The 23,062-nt window shown below is 67.0% G+C and carries 18 protein-coding genes; 7 read left to right on the top strand and 11 right to left on the bottom strand.

Features of this window, described 5'->3' with window-relative positions:
• Positions 1 to 96: 96 nt before the first annotated feature.
• Together BMX99_RS13180 and BMX99_RS13175 are read left to right on the top strand one after the other, a co-directional pair.
• Positions 97 to 699, top strand: coding sequence for a tetratricopeptide repeat protein (locus BMX99_RS13180; RefSeq protein WP_093452553.1), 603 nt, complete (start codon positions 97 to 99; stop codon positions 697 to 699).
• 142 nt (positions 700 to 841) lie between these two features.
• Complete coding sequence (locus BMX99_RS13175; protein ID WP_093452551.1) at positions 842 to 1,234, top strand: c-type cytochrome; 393 nt, start codon at positions 842 to 844, stop codon at positions 1,232 to 1,234.
• Positions 1,235 to 1,271: 37 nt separating this feature from the next.
• On the opposite strand, the gene BMX99_RS13170 is transcribed toward BMX99_RS13175, so the two are convergent.
• Positions 1,272 to 1,892 carry an ATP-binding cassette domain-containing protein gene (locus BMX99_RS13170; protein WP_093452548.1) on the bottom strand — a complete coding sequence of 207 codons (621 nt, stop codon included), beginning with the start codon at positions 1,890 to 1,892 and terminating at the stop codon, positions 1,272 to 1,274.
• On the bottom strand, positions 1,876 to 2,877 hold the full coding sequence (locus tag BMX99_RS13165; RefSeq protein WP_409371779.1) for an ABC transporter substrate-binding protein: 1,002 nt from the start codon (positions 2,875 to 2,877) through the stop codon (positions 1,876 to 1,878). Before BMX99_RS13165 ends, BMX99_RS13170 begins: the two co-directional genes overlap by 17 nt.
• Positions 2,878 to 3,149: 272 nt before the next feature.
• Between BMX99_RS13165 and BMX99_RS13160 the strand changes: the two genes are divergently transcribed.
• Entirely contained in the window at positions 3,150 to 4,916 is a 1,767-nt protein-coding gene (locus BMX99_RS13160; protein WP_093452544.1) for a PQQ-dependent methanol/ethanol family dehydrogenase, read from the top strand.
• Positions 4,917 to 4,967: 51 nt separating this feature from the next.
• Here the strand turns inward: BMX99_RS13160 and BMX99_RS13155 are convergent, their stop codons facing one another.
• The 4 genes from BMX99_RS13155 to BMX99_RS13140 all read right to left on the bottom strand — a co-directional run bounded on the left by BMX99_RS13155 (position 4,968) and on the right by BMX99_RS13140 (position 11,635).
• Positions 4,968 to 7,640 (bottom strand): AMP-binding protein, encoded by a 2,673-nt coding sequence (locus BMX99_RS13155; protein WP_093490889.1) that lies wholly within the window; start codon positions 7,638 to 7,640, stop codon positions 4,968 to 4,970.
• 86 nt (positions 7,641 to 7,726) lie between these two features.
• Positions 7,727 to 8,608: an SDR family NAD(P)-dependent oxidoreductase gene (locus tag BMX99_RS13150; RefSeq protein WP_093452542.1), complete on the bottom strand. Its 882-nt coding sequence runs from the start codon at positions 8,606 to 8,608 to the stop codon at positions 7,727 to 7,729.
• Positions 8,609 to 8,697: 89 nt separating this feature from the next.
• Positions 8,698 to 10,311, bottom strand: coding sequence for a carboxylesterase/lipase family protein (locus tag BMX99_RS13145; protein WP_093452539.1), 1,614 nt, complete (start codon positions 10,309 to 10,311; stop codon positions 8,698 to 8,700).
• Between the two features lie 37 nt (positions 10,312 to 10,348).
• Positions 10,349 to 11,635, bottom strand: coding sequence for a CaiB/BaiF CoA transferase family protein (locus BMX99_RS13140; RefSeq protein ID WP_093452537.1), 1,287 nt, complete (start codon positions 11,633 to 11,635; stop codon positions 10,349 to 10,351).
• 113 nt (positions 11,636 to 11,748) lie between these two features.
• On the opposite strand from BMX99_RS13140, the gene BMX99_RS13135 reads away from it, so the two are divergent.
• Complete coding sequence (locus BMX99_RS13135; RefSeq protein ID WP_093452535.1) at positions 11,749 to 12,705, top strand: LysR substrate-binding domain-containing protein; 957 nt, start codon at positions 11,749 to 11,751, stop codon at positions 12,703 to 12,705.
• Between the two features lie 410 nt (positions 12,706 to 13,115).
• Here BMX99_RS13135 and BMX99_RS13130 read toward each other — a convergent pair whose 3' ends face one another.
• The 5 genes from BMX99_RS13130 to BMX99_RS13110 are packed head-to-tail and all read right to left on the bottom strand — an operon-like array spanning position 13,116 to position 19,595.
• Positions 13,116 to 14,021, bottom strand: coding sequence for an alpha/beta hydrolase family protein (locus BMX99_RS13130; protein WP_139199534.1), 906 nt, complete (start codon positions 14,019 to 14,021; stop codon positions 13,116 to 13,118).
• Positions 14,022 to 14,065: 44 nt separating this feature from the next.
• The gene (locus BMX99_RS13125) at positions 14,066 to 15,127 is read right to left on the bottom strand and encodes an oligopeptide/dipeptide ABC transporter ATP-binding protein (protein WP_093452531.1); all 1,062 of its coding nucleotides are present in this window, start codon (positions 15,125 to 15,127) and stop codon (positions 14,066 to 14,068) included.
• Positions 15,124 to 17,076, bottom strand: a complete 1,953-nt coding sequence (locus BMX99_RS13120) for a dipeptide/oligopeptide/nickel ABC transporter permease/ATP-binding protein (protein WP_093452529.1) — start codon at positions 17,074 to 17,076, stop codon at positions 15,124 to 15,126. The genes BMX99_RS13125 and BMX99_RS13120 overlap by 4 nt, the downstream gene beginning before the upstream one ends.
• Positions 17,073 to 18,017, bottom strand: a complete 945-nt coding sequence (locus BMX99_RS13115) for an ABC transporter permease (protein WP_093452527.1) — start codon at positions 18,015 to 18,017, stop codon at positions 17,073 to 17,075. Before BMX99_RS13115 ends, BMX99_RS13120 begins: the two co-directional genes overlap by 4 nt.
• A gap of 60 nt (positions 18,018 to 18,077) precedes the next feature.
• Positions 18,078 to 19,595: an ABC transporter substrate-binding protein gene (locus BMX99_RS13110; RefSeq protein ID WP_170848724.1), complete on the bottom strand. Its 1,518-nt coding sequence runs from the start codon at positions 19,593 to 19,595 to the stop codon at positions 18,078 to 18,080.
• Between the two features lie 316 nt (positions 19,596 to 19,911).
• Between BMX99_RS13110 and BMX99_RS13105 the strand changes: the two genes are divergently transcribed.
• The 3 genes from BMX99_RS13105 to BMX99_RS13095 are packed head-to-tail and all read left to right on the top strand — an operon-like array spanning position 19,912 to position 22,893.
• A complete protein-coding gene (locus BMX99_RS13105; RefSeq protein WP_139199533.1) occupies positions 19,912 to 20,349 on the top strand; it encodes a tripartite tricarboxylate transporter TctB family protein in 438 nt (145 codons plus the stop codon).
• Positions 20,350 to 20,356: 7 nt separating this feature from the next.
• Positions 20,357 to 21,910: a tripartite tricarboxylate transporter permease gene (locus tag BMX99_RS13100; RefSeq protein WP_093452520.1), complete on the top strand. Its 1,554-nt coding sequence runs from the start codon at positions 20,357 to 20,359 to the stop codon at positions 21,908 to 21,910.
• Positions 21,907 to 22,893, top strand: a complete 987-nt coding sequence (locus BMX99_RS13095; RefSeq protein ID WP_139199531.1) for a Bug family tripartite tricarboxylate transporter substrate binding protein — start codon at positions 21,907 to 21,909, stop codon at positions 22,891 to 22,893. Before BMX99_RS13100 ends, BMX99_RS13095 begins: the two co-directional genes overlap by 4 nt.
• The last annotated feature ends 169 nt before the right edge of the window (positions 22,894 to 23,062 follow it).

Raw genomic sequence — 23,062 nt, 5'->3', positions numbered from 1 at the left:
GGCGGGGTCGCAGTCGGGGTCGTATGCGGGGGGCGACTTAGGTCGGATAGGCCCGCGCCGTGCTTGCTGGCACCCTTCCGCACGGAGGAGCCTGCCATGACCCGTCGACCACTTGCCCGTTTCCCGTCCCTTTGCACTGTGTCCGCGCTGGTGGCCCTGACCGTCGCGTCGCCAGCTTTGGCAGACGACAAGGCGATGGACCCGGGCGCGGATACCCAGGTCACCGAACAGGGCGTGCTGAACCCGCACGAGATGTCGATGGCCAGCGTCATGGACAAGATCCGCGAAGGCCAGACCGGCATGGTCATCTGTTCGACCGGCTATCTGATCACGAAATCCGGCCGGCATGAACTGGCGAGAGAGCTGTTCACCCGCTGCGCCGAGGCCGGGTACACCGGCACGATGACCTGGATGAGCCAGCTGGACGACGTGGGCCTGGGCGGGCCGCAGGACCTTGCAGCCGCCGCCGAATGGAACCGCCGCGCGGCCGAGGCGGGCGATCCTGTCGGCAAGTTCAACCGCGGCCTCGACCTGATGCGCGGTTGGGGCGTGGCACAGGACGATGCGGCCGGGCGTCGCCTGATCGACGAGGCGGCCAAGGACGGTCTGGACGTGGCGCAGCGCCTGAAGGGGGCCGACTACGACCTGGACGAGGTCACCCCGGACGCGGATGAGTGGCGCTATCAGCGGCTGTTCTAGGGGTTCGGTGTAACGAGTGGTCTACGACTTTGGTCGTAGGGGCCCTCCGACGAAGGTCGGGGGGCTTTGTTGTCCTGCATCAAATGCCGCCCCGGCCCCCCGTGCGAAATTGTGGTGTCTCATGATTTCAAAGGGGAAAGAGATGTCCAACACAGGCCTTTCAACCATCGCGGCGCTTGTCTTGGCGATTGCCGCCGTGCCCGCCGGCGCGGACCAGATCACCGACATCAAGACGGAGGCCGGAGAAAAGTTCTTTCACAAGGAATGCTACCGCTGTCATTCGGTCGATGCGGATCGCGACAGCTATGGCCCGCTGCTGACCGGGGTGGTGGGGCGCAGGGCGGGGGCCCAGGACGGCTATCCCTATTCCGAAGCGCTGGCGCAGGCGGGGTTCGTCTGGACGCCGGGCGCGCTGAAGGCCTGGATGATGGACAACGACGGGTTCCTGCCGCGCACCAAGATGCGCCACGTGGGCATTGCGGATCCGACGGTGCTGGATTTCATCGTCAGCTACCTTGGGTCGATTTCGGACTAGGGGCGCAGGCTGAGGCGCGATCCCGCGCAAGCAGGGATCAGGCGGCCCCGGCCAGACGGGCGGGGCTGCCCTGCAGCCGCAGGATGCGGTCGGCCAGGCGGTCGGCCTCGCGCGGGTCGTGGGTGACCAGCAGGGTGGTGACGGGATGGGTGGCGCGCAGATCCTCGAACAGCGCCATCATCTCGTCCGCCAGCCCAGGGTCGAGCGAGACGAAGGGTTCGTCCAGCAACAGCAACCTGGGCCCCGCGGCAAAGGCGCGGGCCAGGGCCAGGCGGCGCTGCTGGCCAAGCGACAGCTGGCGCGGCATGTGATCGGGCTTGTCGCCCAGGCCGACGGCCCCCAGCCAATGGGCGGCCTGATCGGGGGTGCAGCGGGTGGTCAGGGTCAGGTTGTCGCGCGCGCTGCGCCAGGGCAGCAGGTTGGGATCCTGGAAGACCATGGCGATGCGGCCCTGCGTGGCGGGGCCGGTCACGCTTCCCCGATAGCCGCGATGCAGGCCCGCGACGACCCGCAGCAGAGTGGATTTGCCGATGCCGGAAGGCCCGGTCAGGGCCAGCGTTTCACCGGCGCGGACGGCAAAGGACAGCGCCCCCAGGATGGGGACGCCGCCGGCGTGCACGGACGCCAGATCAAGGATCAGATCAGGAGGCGGGCTCATAGAACAGGCCCTCGGGCAGGGTGGTGGCCTTGCCGACCAGGTCCGCGCCGCCCAGGCTGGCCATGATCGCCAGCATCTTCGACGCATCCTCGCGCGAGACGGGGCCGGGGGCGGGGATGCCCGCGATCCAGCCGGCCTTCAGCGCCTCGAACTGGGCGTCGGTCTTGGCGCGCATCTTGTCGCGCAGGCGGTCCCAGGCGGCAGGATCGCTGGCCAGCAGGTCCTTGGCCCGGCGCGAGGCGCGGACCATGCCTTCGACGATCTCGGGGTTGTTGCGGACGAAGTCGCCGGTCAGGACGTAGCCCAGCAGCGGGGTCTCGGGGTTCAGGCCAAGCGCCAGCGCGGCTTCGGACGTCGAGGCAAGCAGACGCATCCCCGAGGCTTCCATCTTGGCCCCGAAGTGCCAGAAGTTGATCGCGCCGTCGACCTCGCCCGAAAGCGCTGATTTGAAGATCAGCGGCGGCGCGCCAAAGACCTGTTCGCTTTGACCGGCCAGGTCGAAATCCATTTCTTGTTGGGCATAGGCGCGCAGGATCAGCCAGCTTTTGTCGTTGGGCCCGCCGGCGATGCCGATCTTGGCCCCAGCCAGATCCGCCAGCGTTTGTGCGGTGCTGTCCTTGCCGACGTAAAGCCCGCCGACCGCCTTGGAATAGGGGATAAAGACGTAATCCTTGCCCTCGGCCCGCTGTGTCGCCACCCAGAGCCAGTCTGCGACGATCATGTCGACCTCGCCTCCGGCCAGGGCGACGCGACCGGCGGCGCCCCCGGCGATGTCCATGACCTCCATCTGGAAGCCCGCATCGCGGTCGAACCCGTTGTGCTGGATGGTGTCGACTTCCCAGGCGACGGTGCCCGACATGTAGAGCGCGGCCTTCAGGCGGGGCAGGTCTTCGGCCAGGCCCGGGGATGCGATAGCGGTGGCGATCGCGGTGCCCATTACGGTGCCCAAGGTAGTACGGCGCAGGAACGTGGTGAATGCAGTCATGGTGTCCTCCCTCTTGCGCTCAGGATAGGGCCGCGAGGGCGCCGCGCGAAATACGACCAAAGGACGAAGCGGGGCGGTTTGGGCCCTATCCTGAAGGATGGGGGGCGGTCGGGGCCGCGACGCGGCGCGCGTCTGGGCGGCGCAAGAGGCTAGGTCGTACCGGGACTACGACCAATCGCCAATACCCGCCCGAGGGGGCATGGCCAATACTTTCACAAGTCTGCGAGCTGCCCGTCAGCAAGGCGGGCCATCGATCCAATGGGAGGAAACAGATGAACAGGTTTGTAAAAGCCGCCGTCGCGGCGACCATGACCTTTGCGTTCTCGAATGTCGCCGTTGCGCAGGTGACCGAAGAGGACCTGGCGAACGACCAGGCGACGCCCGGCGATATTCTGACGAACGGCATGGGGCGGAACCTTCAGCGCTATTCCCCGATGGAGACGCTGAACAAGGACAACGTCGAAAACCTCGTGCCCGCATGGGCCTTTTCGCTTGGCGGGGAAAAGCAGCGCGGCCAGGAAACCCAGCCGCTGGTGCATGACGGCGTGATGTACATCACCGGGTCCTATTCGCGGCTGTACGCGATCGACCTGAAAACCGGCAAAGAGCTGTGGCAATTCGATGCCCGCCTGCCCGAAGGTATTCTGCCCTGCTGTGACGTGATCAACCGCGGTGGCGCGATCTATGGCGACAAGATCTATTTCGGCACGCTGGACGCGCGGATCGTCGCGCTGGACCTGAAGACCGGCGACACCGTGTGGAACAAGAAGATCGCCAACTACAAGGAAGGCTATTCCTACACCGCAGCGCCCCTGATCGTGAACGGGCTGGTGATCACCGGCAACTCGGGCGGGGAATTCGGCATCGTCGGCGCGGTTCAGGCGCGCGATGCGGAAACCGGCGACCTGGTCTGGGAACGCCCCGTGATCGAAGGTCACATGGGCATGCTGAACGGTGAAGAATCCACCATGACCGGCACGCTGAACGCGACCTGGCCGGGCGACATGTGGAAGACCGGCGGCGGCGCGACCTGGCTGGGCGGCTCTTACGACAAGGACACCGACACGCTGGTCTTCGGCACCGGCAACCCGGCCCCCTGGAACAGCCACCTGCGCAACGCGGGCACCCCGACCGAGGGCAACACGGGCGACAACCTTTACGCCGCCTCGCGCCTGGGCATCGACCCGGCCACGGGCGAGATCAAGTGGCACTTCCAGACCACGCCGCGCGAAGGCTGGGACTTTGACGGCGTGAACGAAGTGGTGGCCTATACCGACCGTTCGGGCAACCAGCGTTTCGCCACCGCCGACCGGAACGGGTACTTCTACGTTCTCAACCGTGAAGACGGGGCCTTTGTCTCGGCCTCGCCCTTTGTCGAAAACATCTCCTGGGCGGATGGCATCGACGAAAACGGCCGCCCGATCTTTGTCGAGGACAACCGCCCCGGCAACCCGCTTGAGGCCGACAAGGGCGAGATGGTCTTTGCCGTGCCGTCCTTCCTGGGGGGCAAGAACTGGATGCCCATGGCCTATTCGGGCCGCACCGGGAACTTCTACGTGCCCTCGAACGAATGGGGCATGGACATCTGGAATGAACCGATTTCCTACAAGAAGGGCGCGGCCTACCTGGGTGCGGGTTTCACCATCAAGCCGATCTTCGAGGATCACATCGGGTCGCTGAAGGCGATCGACCCGGATACCGGTGAGATCAAGTGGAACTACAAGAACGACGCGCCGCTGTGGGGCGGGGTCATGACGACGGGCGGTGGCCTGGTGTTCTTCGGCACCCCCGAGGGCGAGTTCATCGCCCTGGATGACGAAACCGGCGAAAAGCTGTGGTCCTTCCAGACCGGCTCCGGGATCGTCGGCCAGCCGGTGACCTATGAACTGGATGGCGAGCAGTATGTCTCGATCATCTCGGGCTGGGGCGGTGCTGTTCCGCTCTGGGGTGGGGAAGTCGCCAAGAAGGTGAACTACCTCAACCAGGGGGGCACCCTCTGGACCTTCAAGCTGCCCAAGCAGCTTGCATCGGCCAACTAAGACAAAGTTCCTCTCCAACTTCGCCCCGCCTCTCCCGGCGGGGCGTCTGTCTTAGTGTTCGGTGTAAGGCGCGTCCCAGTTCGGGGCGCGCTTTTCGTTGAAGGCCCGCAGACCTTCGGTCAGGTCGCGGCCCTGAAGATGGATGCAAAAGGCGTCACGTTCGGCCCGCAAGCGGTCATCCAGCGGGCGGGCCCGGGCGTCGGGCGCGGTCAGGCGGCGCAGGGCGCGCAGGGTCTCGGGGCTGCGGGCGGCGATTTCCTGCGCCAGGGTCCGGGCGCGCGGCATCAGGGCGGCGTCGGGCAGGACTTCGGTTACCAGGCCCCAGTCGCGGGCGGTGGCGGCGTCGATCAGGTCGGCCGTCAGGAACAGATGCGCGGCGCGCATCGGGCCGATGCGGTCGGGCAGGCGGGCGGTCGCGCCCCCCGTCGGCACGATGCCATAACGCGCGTGGCCGTCCCCGATCCGCGCGCTGTCCGCCGCCAGCACGATGTCGCAGGCCAGCAGCATTTCCAGCCCGCCGGCCACGGCGGTGCCGTTGACCGCGCCGATCACCGGCATGGGCAGTTCGGCAATGCGGCTGATGATGCGCTGATTATAGGCCAGTGTGTCGGCCAGCCGGCTGTCGCCTTCGGCCCGGGCGGCGTCGAATTCGCGCAGGTCCCCGCCGGCGCAGAAGGCCCGGCCCGCGCCGGTCAGGATCGCCGCGCGGAGGTCATCGCGCACGGCCAGTTGGGTCAGCCGATGGTCCAGCGACCACATCAGCGCCTGGGACGCCGCGTTTAGCTGCGCAGGCCGGTTCAGGGTCAGGGTGGCGATCGGCCCGTCGGTGGTCAGATCCACGCAGGCGGGCAGGATCGCATAGCTTTGCGGCAGAGGGGCCAGCGCCTGTGCCAGCGCCGCCTGGCCTTCCGCATCGGCATCGGCAACAAGCGCCTGAACGCACAGGCGCTTCTGGGCGTCCTGGGTGACGCGGACATCGACGCTGGCCCCGGGGCTGCAGTGTTCCGCGACCTCAAGGCGCAGCTTCTCGGCGATGGCCAGATCGCGCAGCGCGGGTTTGAAGATCTTGCCCACGGCGGTCACCGGAAGCGCGTCGATCTGAAGGATGCGGCGGGGGCGTGCGGGCGGCTCGTGCAGCCCGTCCTCTAGCTGCTGGTGCAACGCGGCCAGATCGAAGGCCTGCCCGTCGCGGGGCACCACGAAGAGAACCGGGACCTCTCCGGCGTATTGGTCGGGCATGCCGACGGCGGCGCTGATCTCGACCCCCGGCAGGGCGTTGGCCACGTCTTCGATCGCGGCGGGGTCGATGTTGTGGCCGGACCGCACGATCAGGTCCTTCTCGCGCCCGGTCAGCACAAGGCGTTCGTCGTCGGTCAGGTACCCCACGTCGCCGGTGCTCAGCCAGCCATCCGCATCCAGCACGCCCTTTGTATCGCGGGGATCGGCGTAGCCGGGAAAGACCTGCGGGCCGCGCACCTGCACCAGCCCGCTTTCGCCCGGCGCGCAGGGGATGTTGTCAGTGATCCGCAGGATCCGGGTTTCGGAATAGGGCGGGCGCAGGCCGACGCTGCCCGGCACCGGAGGCGCAGCCCCGGGGGTAAAGGCGATGGCGGCGCTGGTTTCGGTCATGCCATAGGTTTCGTGGATCGGAATGCCGGTCACCTGCCGGAACCTGTCGCCCACGGCCGCGGGCAGCACCGCGCCGCCGGTCACCGCCATGCGGATGCGCGACAGGTCGCGGCCCGGTGTCCAGGCCGCCGCCATCGCGGCAAGCGAGGTCGGCACGCCGCTGACGATGGTCGCGCCAAGCGCCTCGGCCAGGTGCCAGTAGCCGGTGATGACCTGCGGCGGACGCAGCGCATAGGGCGAGGGCACGACCATATGCCCGCCCGCTGCCAGTACCGAAAGCCCCACGGTCATTGTCCCGCCGACGTGGAAGAACGGAAACCCATTCAGGACGGTATCGCTGCGGTCATAGCCAAAGACCTGACCAAAGGCGAAGGCGGCGTGGATCTGGTTGCCATGGGTCAGGGGCACCAGCTTGGGCCGTCCGGTGGTGCCACCGGTGTGAAACAGCGCGCAGACCGTGTCGCGATCCTGCGTGGGGGCAAAGTCCAGCGCGTCGGGGGATTGCGCCTCAAGCAGCGGCTCCAGCGCGGTGAAACCGTCGGGCAGGGGGCCTGTCGCCCCGATGACCAGGATCCGGTCCAGCCCGGGCACGTCGCGCAAAAGGCCCTGCGCCTTGTCCCAGCACAGGCTGTCCAGATCCGGGGCGGGAACGATCAGCAGGCGCGCGTTTTCTGCCCGCAGCAGATCGACTAGCGTGTCGCGGTTCAGCAGGTAGTTCAGCGTACTGGCCACACCGGCGATCTGCGCACCCAGGTGCAGCACCGGCATCAGGGGCAGGGTAGGCGTCAGGAAGGCAGCAACGCCGTGTTTTTCGCCCGGATTCGCACGCAGCCCCAGCTGGTGAAACAGGTTCGCCGCCTGTGTCACCGCGCCCAGCAGGCCGGCGTGGGTTAGGCTTAGCCCGATGTCATCGGGGTCGGGGCCGTTCAGCACGGTCAGAGCGGGACGGTCGCCGCCGTCCTGGGCCGTGGCGCGCAGCAGGTCGTGCAGGTTTCGGGCCGGCACGGCCTGGTCATAGGGCAGAGCCTCGATCGCGCGGATGTCGTCGATGCCCGTCACGGGCCGGATCGGGCGGGTGGTCCTGAGGGCGGGCATCGCGGGCTCCTGTCGTTTGGCGATCCTTGCGTGGTCGGGCGCAGTCGGGCCCAGTCGGACGCAATCTGGGCGCAATCCGTGCGCGGTCAGGCGCGGCGGGCGTATCCGGCATGGGCCAGTTCCTGGCGGCCCTGCGCCTCGCCCGAGGCGGGGATGCTTTCGCCGCTGCGGTCGGTGACCTTGGGCCACAGCCGGGCCAGATCCTCGGGGGCATTGGGGCCGGTGCTGACAAAGCTGCCCTCGGTCAGGGTGATGTTCGCCGTGGCGAAGCCGCCCGCCCCGGCACATAGGATCGTGCGGTTGGGTGCCTCCGGCGTCAGCAGGTGCAGCACGCCGGGGCTGACGAATTCGGGGCGCAGGTGATCCAGTTCCGCCTGGGGCAGCAGCCCGTCCAGCATCTGCGTGGCGGCCGTGGGCGCGATGCAATTCACCCGGATGTCATGGCGCGCGCCTTCCAGCGACAGCGTCTGCATCAGGCCGACCAGCGCCATCTTCGCGGCACCATAGTTCGACTGGCCAAAGTTGCCGTACAGCCCCGAGGACGACGTCGTCATCACGATCCGCCCGAAGCCCTGGTCGCGCATCAGCGGCCAGACCGAGCGGCAGCAATGCACCGCGCCCATCACGTGCACCTCCATCACCAGGCGGAAATCCTCGATCGGCATCTTGGCGAAGCTCTTGTCACGCAGGATGCCGGCGTTGTTTACCAGCCCGTCGATTCGCCCCCATTGCGTGGCGATGTCGTCGACCATGCCCTGCACGTCGTCTGCATCCGCGACCGAGGCGGGGGCGGCCATGGCACGGCCCCCCTGTTCTGTGATCTCGTCCACCACCGACTGGGCGTGATCGGGGGAGAGATCGTTCACCGCCACGCGCGCGCCGCGCTTGGCCAGCAGCAGGGCATGGGCGCGGCCCAGGCCTGCGCCTGCGCCGGTGACAAGGACAACGCGTCCGTCAAGATCGATCATCTGGGGTCTTCCGTTCTGGTTTTTTTATTCTGGGCCGCCCGGTGTGGATCCGGGCGGGTGGATTCCGGTGTGATGGGTTTGCGCAGGGCTCAGCCGAGCGGGGTCGCGGTGCCGACCAGCCAGTTCCAGGGCTGGGTGCCGGTGGCGCGACGGCGGGCGAAATCGGCGTCGATCAGGTCATACATGCCGGGGAACAGGTCACGGCGGATGCGTGGCTGATCGGTGATGTGCAGGATCGCCTCGCCCTGCGCAAAATCGGGCCAGTCGGGGGCCCCTTCGGCAAGGGGCACACCGTCACGGGCAAAACCGGTCCAGTAGTCGCCGAAGATGCGGGTCAGGGTGGCCTCTCCCTCGGTGTCGGGGGCCTTGGGCCAGGCGGGCGGAGACTGGCGCATCGTGTCGAACAGATAGGCCAGTTCGCAGGCATGAAAGGCGTGCAGATCGCGGTCGTCGGCCTCGGGGTAGCCGTGGTCGAAGTAATAGACCTGCGCGGCGCGGCCATTGGCCACCTGAGCCTTGGCGGCGGCCAGAACCGTCCACCCGAACAGCGCATGCCCGGCGGCGTCCTCGCAGCTGCGGCGCAGATTGTCCGAAGGGTAGAGCGCCAGGAAATCCTCGGTCAGATCGCCATAGGCGGCGCGGATCTGTGCCTCGTAACTGGCGGCATCGGCGGGCACGGGGGGCATCAGGAATTCAAGCGTCGGGATCTCTCGCGCGTTGAAGCCGGTCAGCAGGGGGGCATCGGCGCTGCGCCCGTCGCGGAACATCATCAAAGGCTGATCGGGCAGGTGGTGACCGTCGATCACGCCCTGCGCGGCAAAGCCCGCCGCATCGGCGGCCAGCGCCAGCTCTTGCGCGTCCCATTGGCGCAATTCGTCGATGCTGCTGGCCCTGAGCTTTTCCAGAAGCGCCCGACCGCTGTCTTCGCCGGTGCCCATGCCATGACGGTTGGCGCGCAGGTGCTGGGCGGAACAGATATGGCCGCTTTGGGCCACGGCGCGGGCGAACAGCCCCTGCGCGGCGGGCGCGCACATCAGGTAATAGACGCTCAGCGCCCCGGCGGATTCCCCGGCGACGGTGACATTGTCGGGATTGCCGCCGACGGCGGCGATATTGTCGCGCACCCATTCAAGCGCGGCGATCTGGTCCAGCAGGCCGTAGTTGCCCGAAACGCCATCGGGGTCCTCGGCGCTGAGATCCGGGTGGGCGAGGTAGCCCAGCACGTTGAGCCGATAGTTGATCGAGACGACAACCTGACCGCGGCGGGCCAGCGCGGCCCCGTCGGTCAGCGCCTCGCTTCCGGCACCGCGCAGAAGGTTGCCGCCATGGATCCAGACAAAGACGGGTAGGTCGCGCGCGTCCTTGGGGGCCCAGATGTTAAGGTTCAGGCAGTCTTCGTCCTTCAGCAGGATGTCGCATTCATAGACGCTGCCCTTGCGCCGGAAGGGCTGGGGGCAGGCGGGGCCAAAGGCGGTGGCGTCCCGGATCCCGTCCCATGTCGGGGCCTTCACGGGCGCGCGCCAGCGCCGGTCCCCGGTCGGCGGCAGGGCGTAGGGCAGGCCCCGATAGACATGCAGGCCGCCTTCGGCGCTGCCCCGGGCGCGGCCGGCGGGGAAGTCTGCAAGGGGGGCGGAAGCCTGATCCCGGTTCAGATCTGGGGTCGGATCCTGGGTCGGATTTGGGGCGGAGGCGGTATCGGTCATCTGCGGCGTGGTCCCTTTTGCGGTCGTCCTGGCGGGGTCAGATGACACCGGATGCCCGCAGTCGGGCAATATCGTCGGACGAGAACCCGGCCTGGGCCAGGACGGTGTCGGTATCGGCCCCAAGGCGCGACGGGGCGCTGGCGGGATGGCAGCTGGCCCCGTTGGCCTTGAAGGGCAGGTTGGGCACATGCACCGGGCCGTCATGATCGCCGCCCGCCAGGGTCATCTCGGATACCAGGTCGCGGGCGGCGAACTGGTCTTCCTGCACCACTTCGTCCAGGCTGCGGACACGGGCGGCGGGCACGGCGTGCTGGGCCAGCAGATCCTCCCACTCGGCCGCGCTGCGGGTCAGGAACAGGGCGACCAGTTCATCCCGGAGGGCGGGCGCGTTGTCGCGGCGGGCCTGGGGCGTGGACCAGCGCGGGTCGTCCAGGATGTCCTGACGTCCCGTGGCGCGGCACAGCAGATCGAACTGGCGGGCGTTGTTGGCGGCCAGCATCAGCACGCCGTCGGCGGTCTGGAAGGCCCCGGACGAGGGGCTCTGGCTCCAGGCTTCGTTGCCGTTCTGGGCGGGTTTCCACCCGGCGGTCAGATGCTGGGTCACAAGCGAGGCCATCAGCATCAGCGCGGTGTCCAGCATCGCTACGTCCAATTGCACGGCGCGGCCGGTGCGGCGCACCTCGGCCAGGCCCGCCATGATGGCCATGGCGGCGTTCATTCCGGTGGCGTAATCGACGTAAGGCGCGCCGACCTTGGTGGGGCCGTCACCCTGCTGGCCGGTGGTCAGCATGATGCCGCACATGCCCTGGATCACGTGGTCATAGGCCGGGCGCGGGCGCAGCGGGCCGTCCTGCCCATAGGCCGAGATCGAACAATAGACGATGCCGGGGCGCAGGGCGCTGACGTCCTTGAACCCCAGGCCCAGACGTTCGGCGACACCGGGTTTGAAGTTCTCGACAAAGACATCCGCCGTGGCGATCAGGCGGCGCAGGGCCTCCAGCCCCTCGGGGGATTTCAGATCCAGCGTGACGGATTTCTTGGCCGCGTTATGGGCCAGGAAATTCAGGCCCATGCCGATCTCGCTTAACCGGGGCGAGGGGCCGCCGTTGCGGGTCCAGTCGCCTTCGCCGGGCTTTTCGATCTTCAGAACCTCGGCCCCCAGAAGCGACAGCTGATAGGTGGCGAAGGGCCCGGCCAGGACCTGGCTCAGATCGACGACGCGCAGCCCGGCCATGGGGCTGAAACCGGTGTTGACCGCACTGGGGGTTTCCTGGGGTGCCGCGACAGTCTCCTCTGCCGTCGGGGCGCGATAGGTCTTGGTCATCACGGTCTCCTGCCTTCTCGTGACGGGCCGGAAAATTTCCACCCTCCCTTGCCATACGGGGCGGGGGTCAATAAAAAAAATTCAAAATATCTGTAATGTGATAGGTCGCGCTTATGGCTCATTCCCCCCAGCATCTCGACCGGCTGCGCCTGCGCCACCTGCGCCTGCTTGAGCTGATCGAGGACCACAGATCGCTGCGCGCGGTGGCCGAACAACTGGGGCTGACGCAGCCCGCCGTGTCGCAGATGGTCAAGGATCTTGAGTTCGCATTCGGTGCGATGCTGGTCGATCGCTCTGTTCGCGGGGTCGAGCTGACAGGGCTGGGGCGGCTGGCGCTGCAGCGGTCGCGATCAGGGCTGGCGGCCTTCCACACGCTTGCGGCGGAACTGGACGAAGGCCTGCCGCCGGTGCTGCACGTGGGCACCAATCCGGCGATGATGTTCAACATGATCCCCGCGGCCCTGCGCATCGCCCAGTCCAGGGCCGGGCAGGATGCCGTGCCGACCCGCTACGCCCTGCGCACGGGGCTGGCCATGGACATGGCCCGCGCGCTTTGGGACGGAGAGATCAATTGCTACGTCGGCCGTATCGACTGGGAGGTGGTGCCGGGCGACATGAAGCAGAGCCTGCGGCACGATCACCTGTATGAAACCGATCTGGTGGTGGTCTGTTCGCAGGCGCATCCGCTGGCCGGGCGCAGCGATCTGGTCCCCGAGGATTTCCGCGACACCATCTGGGCGCTGCCGCCCGAGGATTCCAAGAACCGCATGGGCCTGTCCGCCGCCTTCCGCAACAATGGCCTGCCCGAGCCGTCCATCGCGGTCGAGGTGGCGGCGGATCCGAACGGGCTGATGAACATCGTGCGGGAAATGCCGGTGCTGGCGGTGATCCCCCGGCTGGTGCTGAACACGCCCGCAGCGGGCACGCAGCTTGTGGCGCTGGACGTGGATTTCCTGCGGCTCGCCCCGGTCGAGATCGGTTTCATGACGCTGGTCGAACACGAGCATCTGACCGGCCTGCAGGATTTCCGCGCCGCGCTGATGGCCGCAGCGCAGGAGATGCCGTTCTAGGGCGGGGCATCTTGGGGGGACGGGCCGCGCCGGATCGGGGATGTCACCGGGGATAGGTTTAGGGGATGGCAGGGACCGACGGGTGCCGGTTGAGATCCGCAGACCCGATCGCGCCTAGCAGATGCCCTGGCGCAGGTCTTTGTGTCTGTTTGTTCTGGCCGGGATCTTTCGGTCAAGGCGCTCTGTCTACGAATGTCGGTTCGGGTCCGTTACCCGAGTTGCGCTGACATGGATGCCTCGAAGCTTCAGTCTTGGCCTGTCGGATCGGCCAAAATGCCCGAAGCGGGGCACAATCGCGACGCATCAGCCGCCTGTCCTCACCCCGGTCGGGTGGCCCCTGCGCGCCTTGGGGTTCGCAATGCGGCGGCCCGGAGGGGCCATCGCATCTGCCGGGGCCATAACGCCCGGGCCTATTTGCTTTCGAAGATCACCGGGCAATCGCCGATCCGGTCCTCGACCAGGTCCAGCCAGCTGCGCGCGCCGGGTTTGCGGGCCACATGGGCGTCCAGGAAGGCCGTTGTGACCAGCTTCAGCGCGTCGAACTGGTCCTTGATCGTGTCGCCCTCGGGCGTGAGGCCGCCCAGATAGTGGTTCGCATCGTCCAGCACTGCCAGCACCTTGTCGCCCGGAGGGGACAGGTGGAAGGGTTCGCATTTCCAGTGCCAGTCCTGCCCCTTGGCCCCGCCATCCGCCTTGCCGGTAACGGTCAGCATCGGGCCGGTGATGGCGTCCCAGGATCCGTCGCGCAGGCCCTGCTGGTTGCGTCCCTGACCAGAGAGGACCAGCGCGGCGCGAAAGCGCGGATCGTGGAACCGGCGCGGCCCGTCGGGCAGGTCGATCTCGGCCCCGGCGAAAAGCTGGGCGGTATAGGCGCCAAAGCTGTGACCGGCGATGGCCAGCGGAAAATCGGCGTCGCGCGCCAATCCGGCGGCATCCAGCACGTTGCCCAGCCCGTCCAGCACCGCTCGCACGATGCGCACCCGGTCCAGCCAGTGCTCGGGGTCGTGCAGGATGCGGAACATGGTCATCCGTGCCTCGGGCCGTTGCCGGGCCCAAAGCACAAGGGACGGATCCTCGGGGTCCAGCCCCAGTTCAGGGTGCCGGCGCGCAACCGCAGAGATGCTGTCGGCAAAGGTCGGATGGATCACCACATAGCCCTGCTGCACCCAGGTTTCGGTCAGGGTGCCATAGGCTTCGCCGCTGGATCCCAGGCCGTGGCAGAAGATCACCACGCCGCGCGCCGACGTGCCCTTTGGGTGGCGGACCACAAGGGGCAGGGGCGCGTGCTGATCGGTTGCCAATGTCACGCGGGTCATCAGGGGGGAGTATCTGTCGCAGCTTGCGCACCAGGGCATGTTCATCAGGCGGGCTCTTTCCTTGGTGGGGTGTTGCTTGCGGGGCCCTTGGCCCCGGGCGTGGTCTGCTGCGCGGGCGGGGTGGTGCCCGAGGGCTCCAGCAGGTGACATTCTGCGGTGCCGCCCCCCGGAACGGCAAGGGCCCGGGGGCTTTCGCTGCGGCAGCGGTCGATGGCCCGCGGACAGCGGTGCCGATAAGGGCAGCCCTGCACGGCGATGCGCGGCAGATCCGTCGGCGGCGCGGCCCGTCTGGCGGCGCGGCGCGCGCGCTGGCGTTCGGGATCCAGCAGCGGCACGGCATCCAGAAGCGCGCGGGTATAGGGGTGCGCGGGCTGGTGATAGACGCGGTCGGCGGGGCCTTCTTCGACGATATGGCCCAGGTACATCACCGCGATCCGGTCCGAGATGTGGTGCACCAGCGCTAGGTCATGGGCGATCAGCAGGTAGGACATGCCGGTGGCATCGCGCCGTTCGTACAGAAGATTGATGATCTGGTTCTGGGTCGAGACATCCAGCGCGCTGACCGGTTCGTCCAGCACGATCAGCTTGGGTTGCAGCGCAAGGGCGGCGGCGATGGCGATGCGCTGCCGCTGACCGCCCGAGAATTCGTTGGGATAGCGGGGCAGATGCGTCTCGGGCAGGTTGACCATGCGCAGCAGTTCAGCCGCGCGGGCGCGCCGGTCGGCGCGGGTCATCGTGGCGTGGATCTTCAGCGGTTCGGTGACGATCTGTTCCACCGTCATCGACGGGTTGAGCGAGGAATAGGGATCCTGGAACACCGCCTGGATCTTGCGCCGCACCACGTCCGGGTAGCCGTCCTTCATCTGCGCCAGGTCGGTGCCGTCGAACATCATTCGCCCGGACGAGGCGGGGACCAGCCCCAGCAAGGTATTGGCGATCGAGGATTTGCCGGACCCGGATTCGCCAACCAGCCCAAGGGTTTCGCCGGGGCGGATCGTCAGGTTGGCCCCCTTGACCGCATCGACGCCGCGGGTCTTCAGGCCCAGCAGGCTGCGCCCGCCATAGGTGACGGTCAGGTCTTCGATCTGCAGCAACGGGTCGGTCATTGGGCGGCCTCCAGGGTCAGGTCGGTGGCGCGGATGCAGCGGGTCAGGCGCTCGGCGTTGGTCGTTGTCTGACCGGGTGTCAGGTCCACGGGCAGGGCGCAGCCGGGCGCGGCATGGGCGCAGCGCGGGGCAAAGCGGCAGCCCGTGGGCCAATGGCCGGGCGTGGGCACCGCGCCGGGGATCACCGGCAGGGGCGGCGTGCCGCTGGCCCCGTGCGGCATGGCCGACAGAAGGCCGGCCGTATAGGGATGGCGCGGGTCGCGGAACAGCTGTTCGACGGGCGCGGTTTCCACGACCTCGCCACAGTACATCACCGCGATGCGGTCGCAGATGTCGGCGGCCACGGCCAGGTCATGGGTGACGAACAGCATGGCCATGCCCATTTCATCCTGAAGGTCGCGGAAAAGGTCCAGGATCTCCTGCTGAACGGTCACGTCCAGGGCGGTCGTGGGTTCATCCGCGATCAGCAGCTTGGGGCCGCAGGACAGGGCGCGGGCGATGGCGATCCGCTGTGCCATCCCGCCCGAAAGCTCGTGCGGGTAGGCGCGGGCGCGCTCTGCCGGGCGGGGGATGCCGACACGGTCGATCAGCTCGACGGTGCGGTCCCAGGCGGCGCGGCGCGACAGGCCCTGCTTGATCCGCAGCACCTCGGAAATCTGCGAACCTACGGTGTAAGCCGGGTTGAGGCTGGTGGTCGGATCCTGAAAGACCATGGCGATGTCGGTGCCGCGTGCTTTCTCCAACCCCGAGGGCGGAAGTTGCAGCAGGTCGGTGCCATCCAGGGTGACCTGGCCGGCGGTGATGCGGCCTCCGGCCCCGATCAGGCCCATCAGGGCCAGGCCCGTCACGGTCTTGCCCGACCCGGATTCCCCGACAAGGCCCAGGGTCTCGCCCTTGGCGATGCGGAAGGACATGTCGGTCACCACGGGCACCGGATCGCCCCCTTTGGGCGAGACCATGACCTCGAGCCCGTCAACCCGCAGGGCGTCGTCTTCGCGGGCGGGCAGGGGCGCGGTGCCCTTGCGGGCGATGGCGGCGCTGCGGGGCCTGGGTGGCGTGGCGGCGGGCAGGCGCACGCCGCGCCCGATGGAATCCCGCAGCACGTCGCCCAGAAGGTTCACGGCCAGAACGGTCACCACGATGGCCAGGCCCGGCGGTACGGCAAGAAAGGCGTTCAGCTCCATATAGGCGGCGGCGGTGTTCAGCATGGTGCCCCAGCTGGCCTGCGGTGGCTGCACGCCAATCCCGACAAAGCTGAGCCCGGCCTCGGCCAGAAGCACGGCCCCCACAGTCAGGGTGACCTGCACGATCAGCGGCGGGGCGATGTTCAGGAAGATATGCCGGATCAGGATCCGCCGGGGCGAGGCCCCGATGACGCGGGCGGATTTCACGTAGACCTCTTCGCGTTCGGTCAGTACCACGGACCGGGCCAGCCGCAGGAAGGCGGTGGAGTAGAGGATGCCAAGTGCGAACATCGCCTTGTGCAGACCGGAGCCCAGGATGGCGATGATGACGATGGCTACCATGATGCCGGGGATCGAGACGATGGCCTCGACCGCGCGCATGGTGATCCAGTCCCACCACCCGCCGCGATAACCGATGAACAGCCCGATCGGCACGCCGATCAGCACAGCCAGGCCGGTGGCCTCGGCCGCGGCGATGACGGCGATGCGGCTGCCGTGGATCATCCGGGACAGCACGTCGCGGCCCAGGTCGTCGGTGCCCAGCCAATGCTTGGCCGATGGCCCCTGTAGCGCGTCCATCAGGCTTTGCTGCAGCGGGTCGTAGGGCGACAGGGCCTCGGCGAACAGGGCGCAGATCAGCAGGGTCAGCAGCACCAGCGCCGAGGGGATGACCACGGCCAGGGTCGAGGCGCGCCAGCGCGGGCGGCGTCTGGTGGTCGCTGCGGTGCCGGTGGCGGTTGTGGGGGACAGGGTCGGGGCGCTCATGCGGGACGGGCTTTCGGATTGATAAGGCCGTAGACGATGTCGGTCGCCAGCTGGACCCCCATCACGACCAGAACAAGGATCAGGACAATGCCCTGGATCATGGGGATGTCCTGTTGGCGCACGGCGGCGATGGCCAGCGATCCGATGCCGTTGATGGCATAGACCTGCTCGACGATCAGCGCGCCACCCAGCAGGACGGTGATCTGAAAGGACAGCACGGTGACCACGGGCACCAGCGCGTTCTTCAGCGCGTGGCGAAAGATCACCCGGCGGGACGACAGGCCCTGGGCGCGGGCCGCGCGGATGTAGTCCTGTTGCAGCACGCCCACCATGGCGGACCGCACCTGGCGCGCCAGCGCCGCCGAGGTCGACAGCCCAAGCGCCAGCGCGGGCAGGGTGATCGACAACAGCCAACCCAGGGGATTTTCGCCCAGGGGAACGTATCCGGTGGCGGGAAACCAGCGCAGCGTGACCGCAAAGACAGAAGCCAGGATCAGGCCGAACCAGAAGTTCGGGATCGCCTGGCCGATGGTCGCCCCGAAGGTCGCCAGCCGGTCAATCCAGGATCGCGGCCGCAGCGCGGCGGCCACGCCCGCCCCAAGCCCCACGACCACGGAAATCAGCACCGAGGCAAAAGTCAGCGACAGGGTCGCGGGCATCCGCAGCAGCACCGCATCCGTCACCCGGACCGAGTTGAAGAAGGACGTGCCCAGGTCGCCCTGAACCGCCCGTCCCAGCCAGTCGAGATAGCGGGTGACGAAGGGATCGTTCAGCCCCAGCCGTTCCCGCACCTGTTCATGCTGTTCGTTCGAGCCACGGTCGCCGATGATCAGGTCGACCGGATCGCTTGGCAGCAGGGCGGTGAAGGAAAAGGTCAGGATCGAGACGATCAGCAATAGCGGAACCATTGCCAACAGTCGCTGACCGACAAGTTTGATCATGACCTTTTCCCCCGGTCGGTGGTGTCAGAAAGATGAAGGAACGCTGCGCCGGTACGGCGGTCAGTTGTCCAGGCGCAGGCCGCGGAAATAGGGCACGTCGGTTCCGGGCCGGAACTTGACCGTGTCGTTGGCGGCGATGGCGTCCGAGGCCCCGAACAGGATCGGCGTGGTGGTGATGAAGATCATGTAGCTTTCATCAGCCAGCCGGTTCAGCATCTCGTGATAGATCGGCGCGCGCTCGGCTTCATCGGCGGTGGCCAGTCCGGCGTCGGACAGGCGGACCAGCTCGGGGTCGGGGGCAATCCGGTAGGGATTGAAGACCGCATCCTCGCCCACGTAGTAGGTGGTGATGAACTTGGGGTCGATGGCGTTGTTCCAGACCAGGTTGGTTGCCGGGAAATCCGTTGTGCGCGACCGGCGGGCCAGGGTGCCTGGCTCGACCGTCTGGATGTTCATCTTGATGTTGATGTCCTTCAGGAAGCCGGCCACAGCTTCGAGCCGCGAGGCAAAAATCGGGATCGAGGGCATGTCGAAGGCAAAGCCATCTTCATAGCCCGCCTCTTTCATCAGCGCGCGCGCCTTGTCGAGGTCGTAGGCATAGCGGCCTTCCAGCGTCGGGTCATGTTCCCAAAGCCCCGCCACATAGGGTTGCGACGCCGGGGTCGACAGGCCGAATTCGACCGCTTTCGAGAAAGCTTCGCGGTTGATGGCATAGTTCATGGCCATGCGCACGCGGGTGTCGGCGAAGGCGGGCACCTTGGTGCCGTCGCGGTCCAGGATCGACAGGTGATAGGTGGTGCCGCCCGGCTGGCGCAGCAGCTTCAGCCCTGCGGTCCGGTCCACGATCGCCGCCTGGGGCGAGGACAGGAAGATCGCCAGGTCGACCTGACCGGTCTTCAGGGCGTTGACGCGGGCAGTGTTGTCGGGGATCTCGGAAATCTCGATCCGGGCCAGGCCCTGGTCGTCGGGCGTGCGATAGTTCGGCGTGGGCAGGTAGACCCGCACTTCACCTTCGCGGGATTCGTCCGCGGAATAGACGAAGGGCCCGGTGCCGACGGGATTGCGATCCAGCGCCGGGTCATCCAGCGCGGCAGCGCTGACCATCATCCCGGCCGTGCCCGAAAGCGCGTCGATGATCGAGGGGTCGGGCGATTTCAGGGTGATCGTCACCTCGTTCTCGCCGGTGACTTCGGCCTTTTCGGCCAGTTTCATCCCGGCGTTCACGCCAAGTTCGATCACCCGGTTCAGGTTGCGCGCCGCCAGGTCGGCGGTGAAGGGCGAGCCATCGGAAAAGGTGATGCCCTGTTTCAGCTGGATGGTGATGATGCTGCCGTCAACCTTGTGGCTTTCGGCCAGCACCGGCACGATGTCGCCCTCGGCATTGCGGTCGAACAGCGCCTCGTAGACCGGGCGCAGATAGGAAAAGCCGCCGCCGGAATGCTGGTGCGGATCCATGGTGATCAGCTTGGCCTGTTCGGCAAAGCGAAAGGTGCCCGCGGGCTCTGCCATGGCGGGCAGGGCGGTCAGCGCGGTGCTGGCCAGCAATGAGAATGCAAGTGTCTTGATTGAAATGGTCATGTCAGGCCCTCCCTGCCCGATGTGTGTCTGGCGAGAGGTACCGCAGGCCAAGCGATCAAAAAATTCGGAAATTTCTTGCGGATGATAAATCAAGCTTATCGCATTGTGGCTTGCCTGCCGGGTCATCCGGCAGGCAGGCCCCGGCTGCCAATGTGATAGGCTGGGCTAATCACATGTAAGATACTTTCGACTATATTTATCGCTGGCGATCTGGTCCGCTGCACCCGGTCAAGGGTGCCTGTGCAAGTGAGGAGCTTGCACGCCACCGGGAGCTGACCGATTGCTGCGCCTTGGCGCAACCATCGCGGAGGAGAAGATGCGGATCGCAAACCTGATATCGGGGGCAGTGCTTGTCCTGTTTGGCCTGGTGATGCTGGCGCTGGTGATCCCGGCCCAGATCGAAGAAGGCCCCGCAGGCATGATGTCGCCCCGGCTGGTGCCGCAGATGATGGTCTGGCTGATCCTTGGCCTGTCGCTTTTGCTGATCGTGACGAACCTGCGCGCATCCTCGGGCGAGGCGGGGCCTTTCACACGGGACGAGGTCATCGCCTTCCTGCGCATCGGCGGGGTCTTTGGCCTGTCGCTGGTGCTGTTCTTCGCGCTCGGGGTCCTGGCGGCCTCGCTTGCGCTGATCCTTGGGGCGCTGCTGGTGCTGGGGGAACGGCGGCCGCTGGTGCTGGTGTTGATGCCCCTGGGGCTGATCGGCGCGGCCTATGTCCTGTTCACCCACGTGCTTGGCACGGTCTTTCTGTGAGGCCGGGATGCAGGCGCTGATCTCTGGCTTCGCGGATGTGCTGAACATTTACACCCTGGCGTGGATCTGCGTCGGCGTGACCCTGGGCTATGTCCTGGGGGTGCTGCCGGGGCTGGGCAAGGCGACGGGCGTCGCGGTGTCGATCCCGCTGACCTTCTACCTGGAACCGGTCGCGGCCATCGCCCTGCTGATCGGCATCGCCAAGGGATCGGCGGCGGGCAGCGCGGTGTCGGCCATCCTGCTGAACACCCCGGGAGAGCCGTCTTCGGCCCCGACCGCGCTGGACGGCTATCCGCTGGCGCGGCAGGGCAAGGCGCAGAAGGCGTTGAAAATGGGGCTCTTTGCCTCGGTCATCGGGGATTTTCTGTCGACGCTGGTGCTGATCTGCCTGGCCGCCCCGCTGGCCCGCTATGCCTTGCTGATCGGCCCGGTCGAACTCTGCGCGATCCTGGTCTTCTCGATGACTTTCATCGGCGGGCTGTCGGGCAAATCGCTGATCAAGGGGCTGATCGCCGGGGCCTTTGGCGTGCTTTTCGCCACCGTGGGTCTGGAGACCGAAAGCTTCATCCCGCGCATGACCTTCGGCCTGCTGGAGCTGGACGACGGGCTGCCGCTGGTGCCCATTGCCATCGGTATGCTGGCCGTGGCCGAGATGATCGTGCAGGCTGGCAACATGCGCCAGCTGGACGCCGAGACGGCCCGGATCGTCGACGGCGGCGCGCCCGAAGATCGCGTGGTCCTGTGGTCGGAATGGAAACGCTGCCTGGCACCGATCCTGCGCGGCACGCTGATCGGGTCTGTCGTCGGCATCCTGCCGGGGCTGGGGGCATCGGTCGGGTCCTTCCTGTCTTACGGCGCGACGCGCCGGGCGTCGAAAAACCCCGAAGAATTCGGCACCGGCCGGATCGAGGGCATCGCCGCCGCCGAAAGCGCCGACAATGCCGTGGTGCCCGCCAGTTTCGTGCCGCTGTTTGCCCTGGGCATTCCGGGCAGCGTCATTGCCGCGATCCTGATCGCCGCCTTCGTGCTGCACGGGCTGACGCCAGGGCCGCGCATGTTCCAGGAACAGCCCCAGCTGGTCGCCGCCGTCTATGCCGCCATGCTCTGTGCCAGCGGCGTGTTGCTGCTGATCGGCTATACCGGTCAGCGCATCTTTGCCCAGGTGACCCGCGTGCCGATCCGGCTGATCATTCCCGGCGTGCTTTTCCTGTGCTGCATCGGTGCCTGGATGGAGACCGGGTCGATCTTCGCGATCTACATCATGCTGGCCTTCACCGTCTTCGGTTTCCTGGCGAAAAAGCTGGATTTCTCATTCGTCACCTTCCTGATCGGCTTTGTCATCGGCCCCAGTGCCGAACTGTCCTTCCGGCAGTCGCTGCAAATCCTCGATCACCGGTGGACGAAGCTTCTGGATCACCCCATTGCCCTGGTCTTCATCGCCCTGACGCTGGTCGTCCTGGTGGTGCTGGCGCGGGGGCGCAGCGCGGGCCCTGCTGGCGGCGTCAGACCCGCCCGGGATCCGCAGATCACACCGACACATCACGAAGGGAGGATATCGTGAGAGATTTCATTCAAAGGCCGACACGGCGCCGTTTGACCGGCTGGCTTGCTGCCGTGGCCCTGGGGCTGACCGGACTGGCCGGCATGGGCACCGGGGCGGGGGCTGCAGACTATCCGTCCCGGCCGATCACCATGCTCGTGGGCTATAACGCCGGCGGTCAGACCGACCTGGTGGCGCGTGCCGCGGCGCAGGTCATGTCCGACGCGCTTGGCCAGCCGATCAACGTGGTCAACAAGCCCGGCGCGGGCGGCGGTGTCGCCGCGCGGGAACTGACGCAGGCCAAGCCCGACGGCTACACCATCATGTTCCACGCCAATTCCGTGGTGAACAACGATCCCTTCCTGATGAAGCGGATCACCTTCACGCCCGAGGATTTCGAATGGGGCGGCTTCATCACCGTCTACCAGGCCGGGCTGATCACCCAGAAGGACGCGCCCTATGACGATCTTGACGGTTTCGTCGCCTGGGCCAAGGAGAACCCGGGCTTCAACTACGCCACGCTCAGCCCCGGCGCGCGGATGATCATGCAGGAGATCGCCAAGAAGGAAGGGCTCGACGCCAATTACATGCCGGTGAAGGGCGGGGGCGAGATGATCAATGCCATCCTCGGCCGGCAGGCGGTCATGGCGATGTCGGGCGGGATCCATGCGAAATATCCCGACGACATCAAGACGCTGGCGGTTCTGACGACCTTCCGGCAACCCTCGTGGCCCGAGGTGAAGTCGATCGACGAATTCGGCTATGCGCTTGGCATGGACGGGCGTGCCGGGCTGATGCTGCCCAAGGGCACGGATCCCGCGATCGTGCAGGCCCTGTCCTCGGCGCTGCAGAACGCCGAGACGGACGCGACCTTTGCCAAGGTCACGGGGGCGGCGAATATCCCGATCATGTTCCTCGATGCCGATGCCGCCAAGGCCGAGATGGAGCGCACCTACAAGGAATACGGTGAGATCTACCGCCGCGCGGGCGTCGAGCCGCAGTAAGGCGAAGGTCTGTTGGGCGAGCTGTAGAAACCGATATGAGGCCGGGCAGACGGGCAGGGGCGGTGACCGAAAGGCACCGCCCCTTTTCCTTTGCTGCGTGTCCCGGGGGAAGGGCCGGGCGGGGCGTGGCGGGGGGCTGGCCGCCCCGCGACCCCGGCCTATTTCCGTT

It is taken from the genome of Pseudooceanicola nitratireducens (genome assembly GCF_900109195.1).
In the GTDB taxonomy this organism is placed as follows: domain Bacteria; phylum Pseudomonadota; class Alphaproteobacteria; order Rhodobacterales; family Rhodobacteraceae; genus Pseudooceanicola; species Pseudooceanicola nitratireducens.
This window is presented reverse-complemented; position numbering and strand designations above follow the sequence as displayed.

What these genes read in the sequence shown, in the direction of transcription:
- BMX99_RS13105 (WP_139199533.1), top strand. Translation starts at nt 19,912, where the DNA reads ATGCGGATCGCAAACCTGATATCGGGGGCAGTGCTTGTCCTGTTTGGC.
- BMX99_RS13140 (WP_093452537.1), bottom strand. Translation starts at nt 11,635, where the DNA reads ATGACCAAGACCTATCGCGCCCCGACGGCAGAGGAGACTGTCGCGGCA.
- BMX99_RS13135 (WP_093452535.1), top strand. Translation starts at nt 11,749, where the DNA reads ATGGCTCATTCCCCCCAGCATCTCGACCGGCTGCGCCTGCGCCACCTG.
- BMX99_RS13120 (WP_093452529.1), bottom strand. Translation starts at nt 17,076, where the DNA reads ATGAGCGCCCCGACCCTGTCCCCCACAACCGCCACCGGCACCGCAGCG.
- BMX99_RS13130 (WP_139199534.1), bottom strand. Translation starts at nt 14,021, where the DNA reads ATGACCCGCGTGACATTGGCAACCGATCAGCACGCGCCCCTGCCCCTT.
- BMX99_RS13115 (WP_093452527.1), bottom strand. Translation starts at nt 18,017, where the DNA reads ATGATCAAACTTGTCGGTCAGCGACTGTTGGCAATGGTTCCGCTATTG.
- BMX99_RS13155 (WP_093490889.1), bottom strand. Translation starts at nt 7,640, where the DNA reads ATGCCCGCCCTCAGGACCACCCGCCCGATCCGGCCCGTGACGGGCATC.
- BMX99_RS13175 (WP_093452551.1), top strand. Translation starts at nt 842, where the DNA reads ATGTCCAACACAGGCCTTTCAACCATCGCGGCGCTTGTCTTGGCGATT.
- BMX99_RS13180 (WP_093452553.1), top strand. Translation starts at nt 97, where the DNA reads ATGACCCGTCGACCACTTGCCCGTTTCCCGTCCCTTTGCACTGTGTCC.
- BMX99_RS13150 (WP_093452542.1), bottom strand. Translation starts at nt 8,608, where the DNA reads ATGATCGATCTTGACGGACGCGTTGTCCTTGTCACCGGCGCAGGCGCA.
- BMX99_RS13145 (WP_093452539.1), bottom strand. Translation starts at nt 10,311, where the DNA reads ATGACCGATACCGCCTCCGCCCCAAATCCGACCCAGGATCCGACCCCA.
- BMX99_RS13160 (WP_093452544.1), top strand. Translation starts at nt 3,150, where the DNA reads ATGAACAGGTTTGTAAAAGCCGCCGTCGCGGCGACCATGACCTTTGCG.
- BMX99_RS13170 (WP_093452548.1), bottom strand. Translation starts at nt 1,892, where the DNA reads ATGAGCCCGCCTCCTGATCTGATCCTTGATCTGGCGTCCGTGCACGCC.
- BMX99_RS13165 (WP_409371779.1), bottom strand. Translation starts at nt 2,877, where the DNA reads ATGACTGCATTCACCACGTTCCTGCGCCGTACTACCTTGGGCACCGTA.
- BMX99_RS13110 (WP_170848724.1), bottom strand. Translation starts at nt 19,595, where the DNA reads ATGACCATTTCAATCAAGACACTTGCATTCTCATTGCTGGCCAGCACC.
- BMX99_RS13100 (WP_093452520.1), top strand. Translation starts at nt 20,357, where the DNA reads ATGCAGGCGCTGATCTCTGGCTTCGCGGATGTGCTGAACATTTACACC.
- BMX99_RS13125 (WP_093452531.1), bottom strand. Translation starts at nt 15,127, where the DNA reads ATGACCGACCCGTTGCTGCAGATCGAAGACCTGACCGTCACCTATGGC.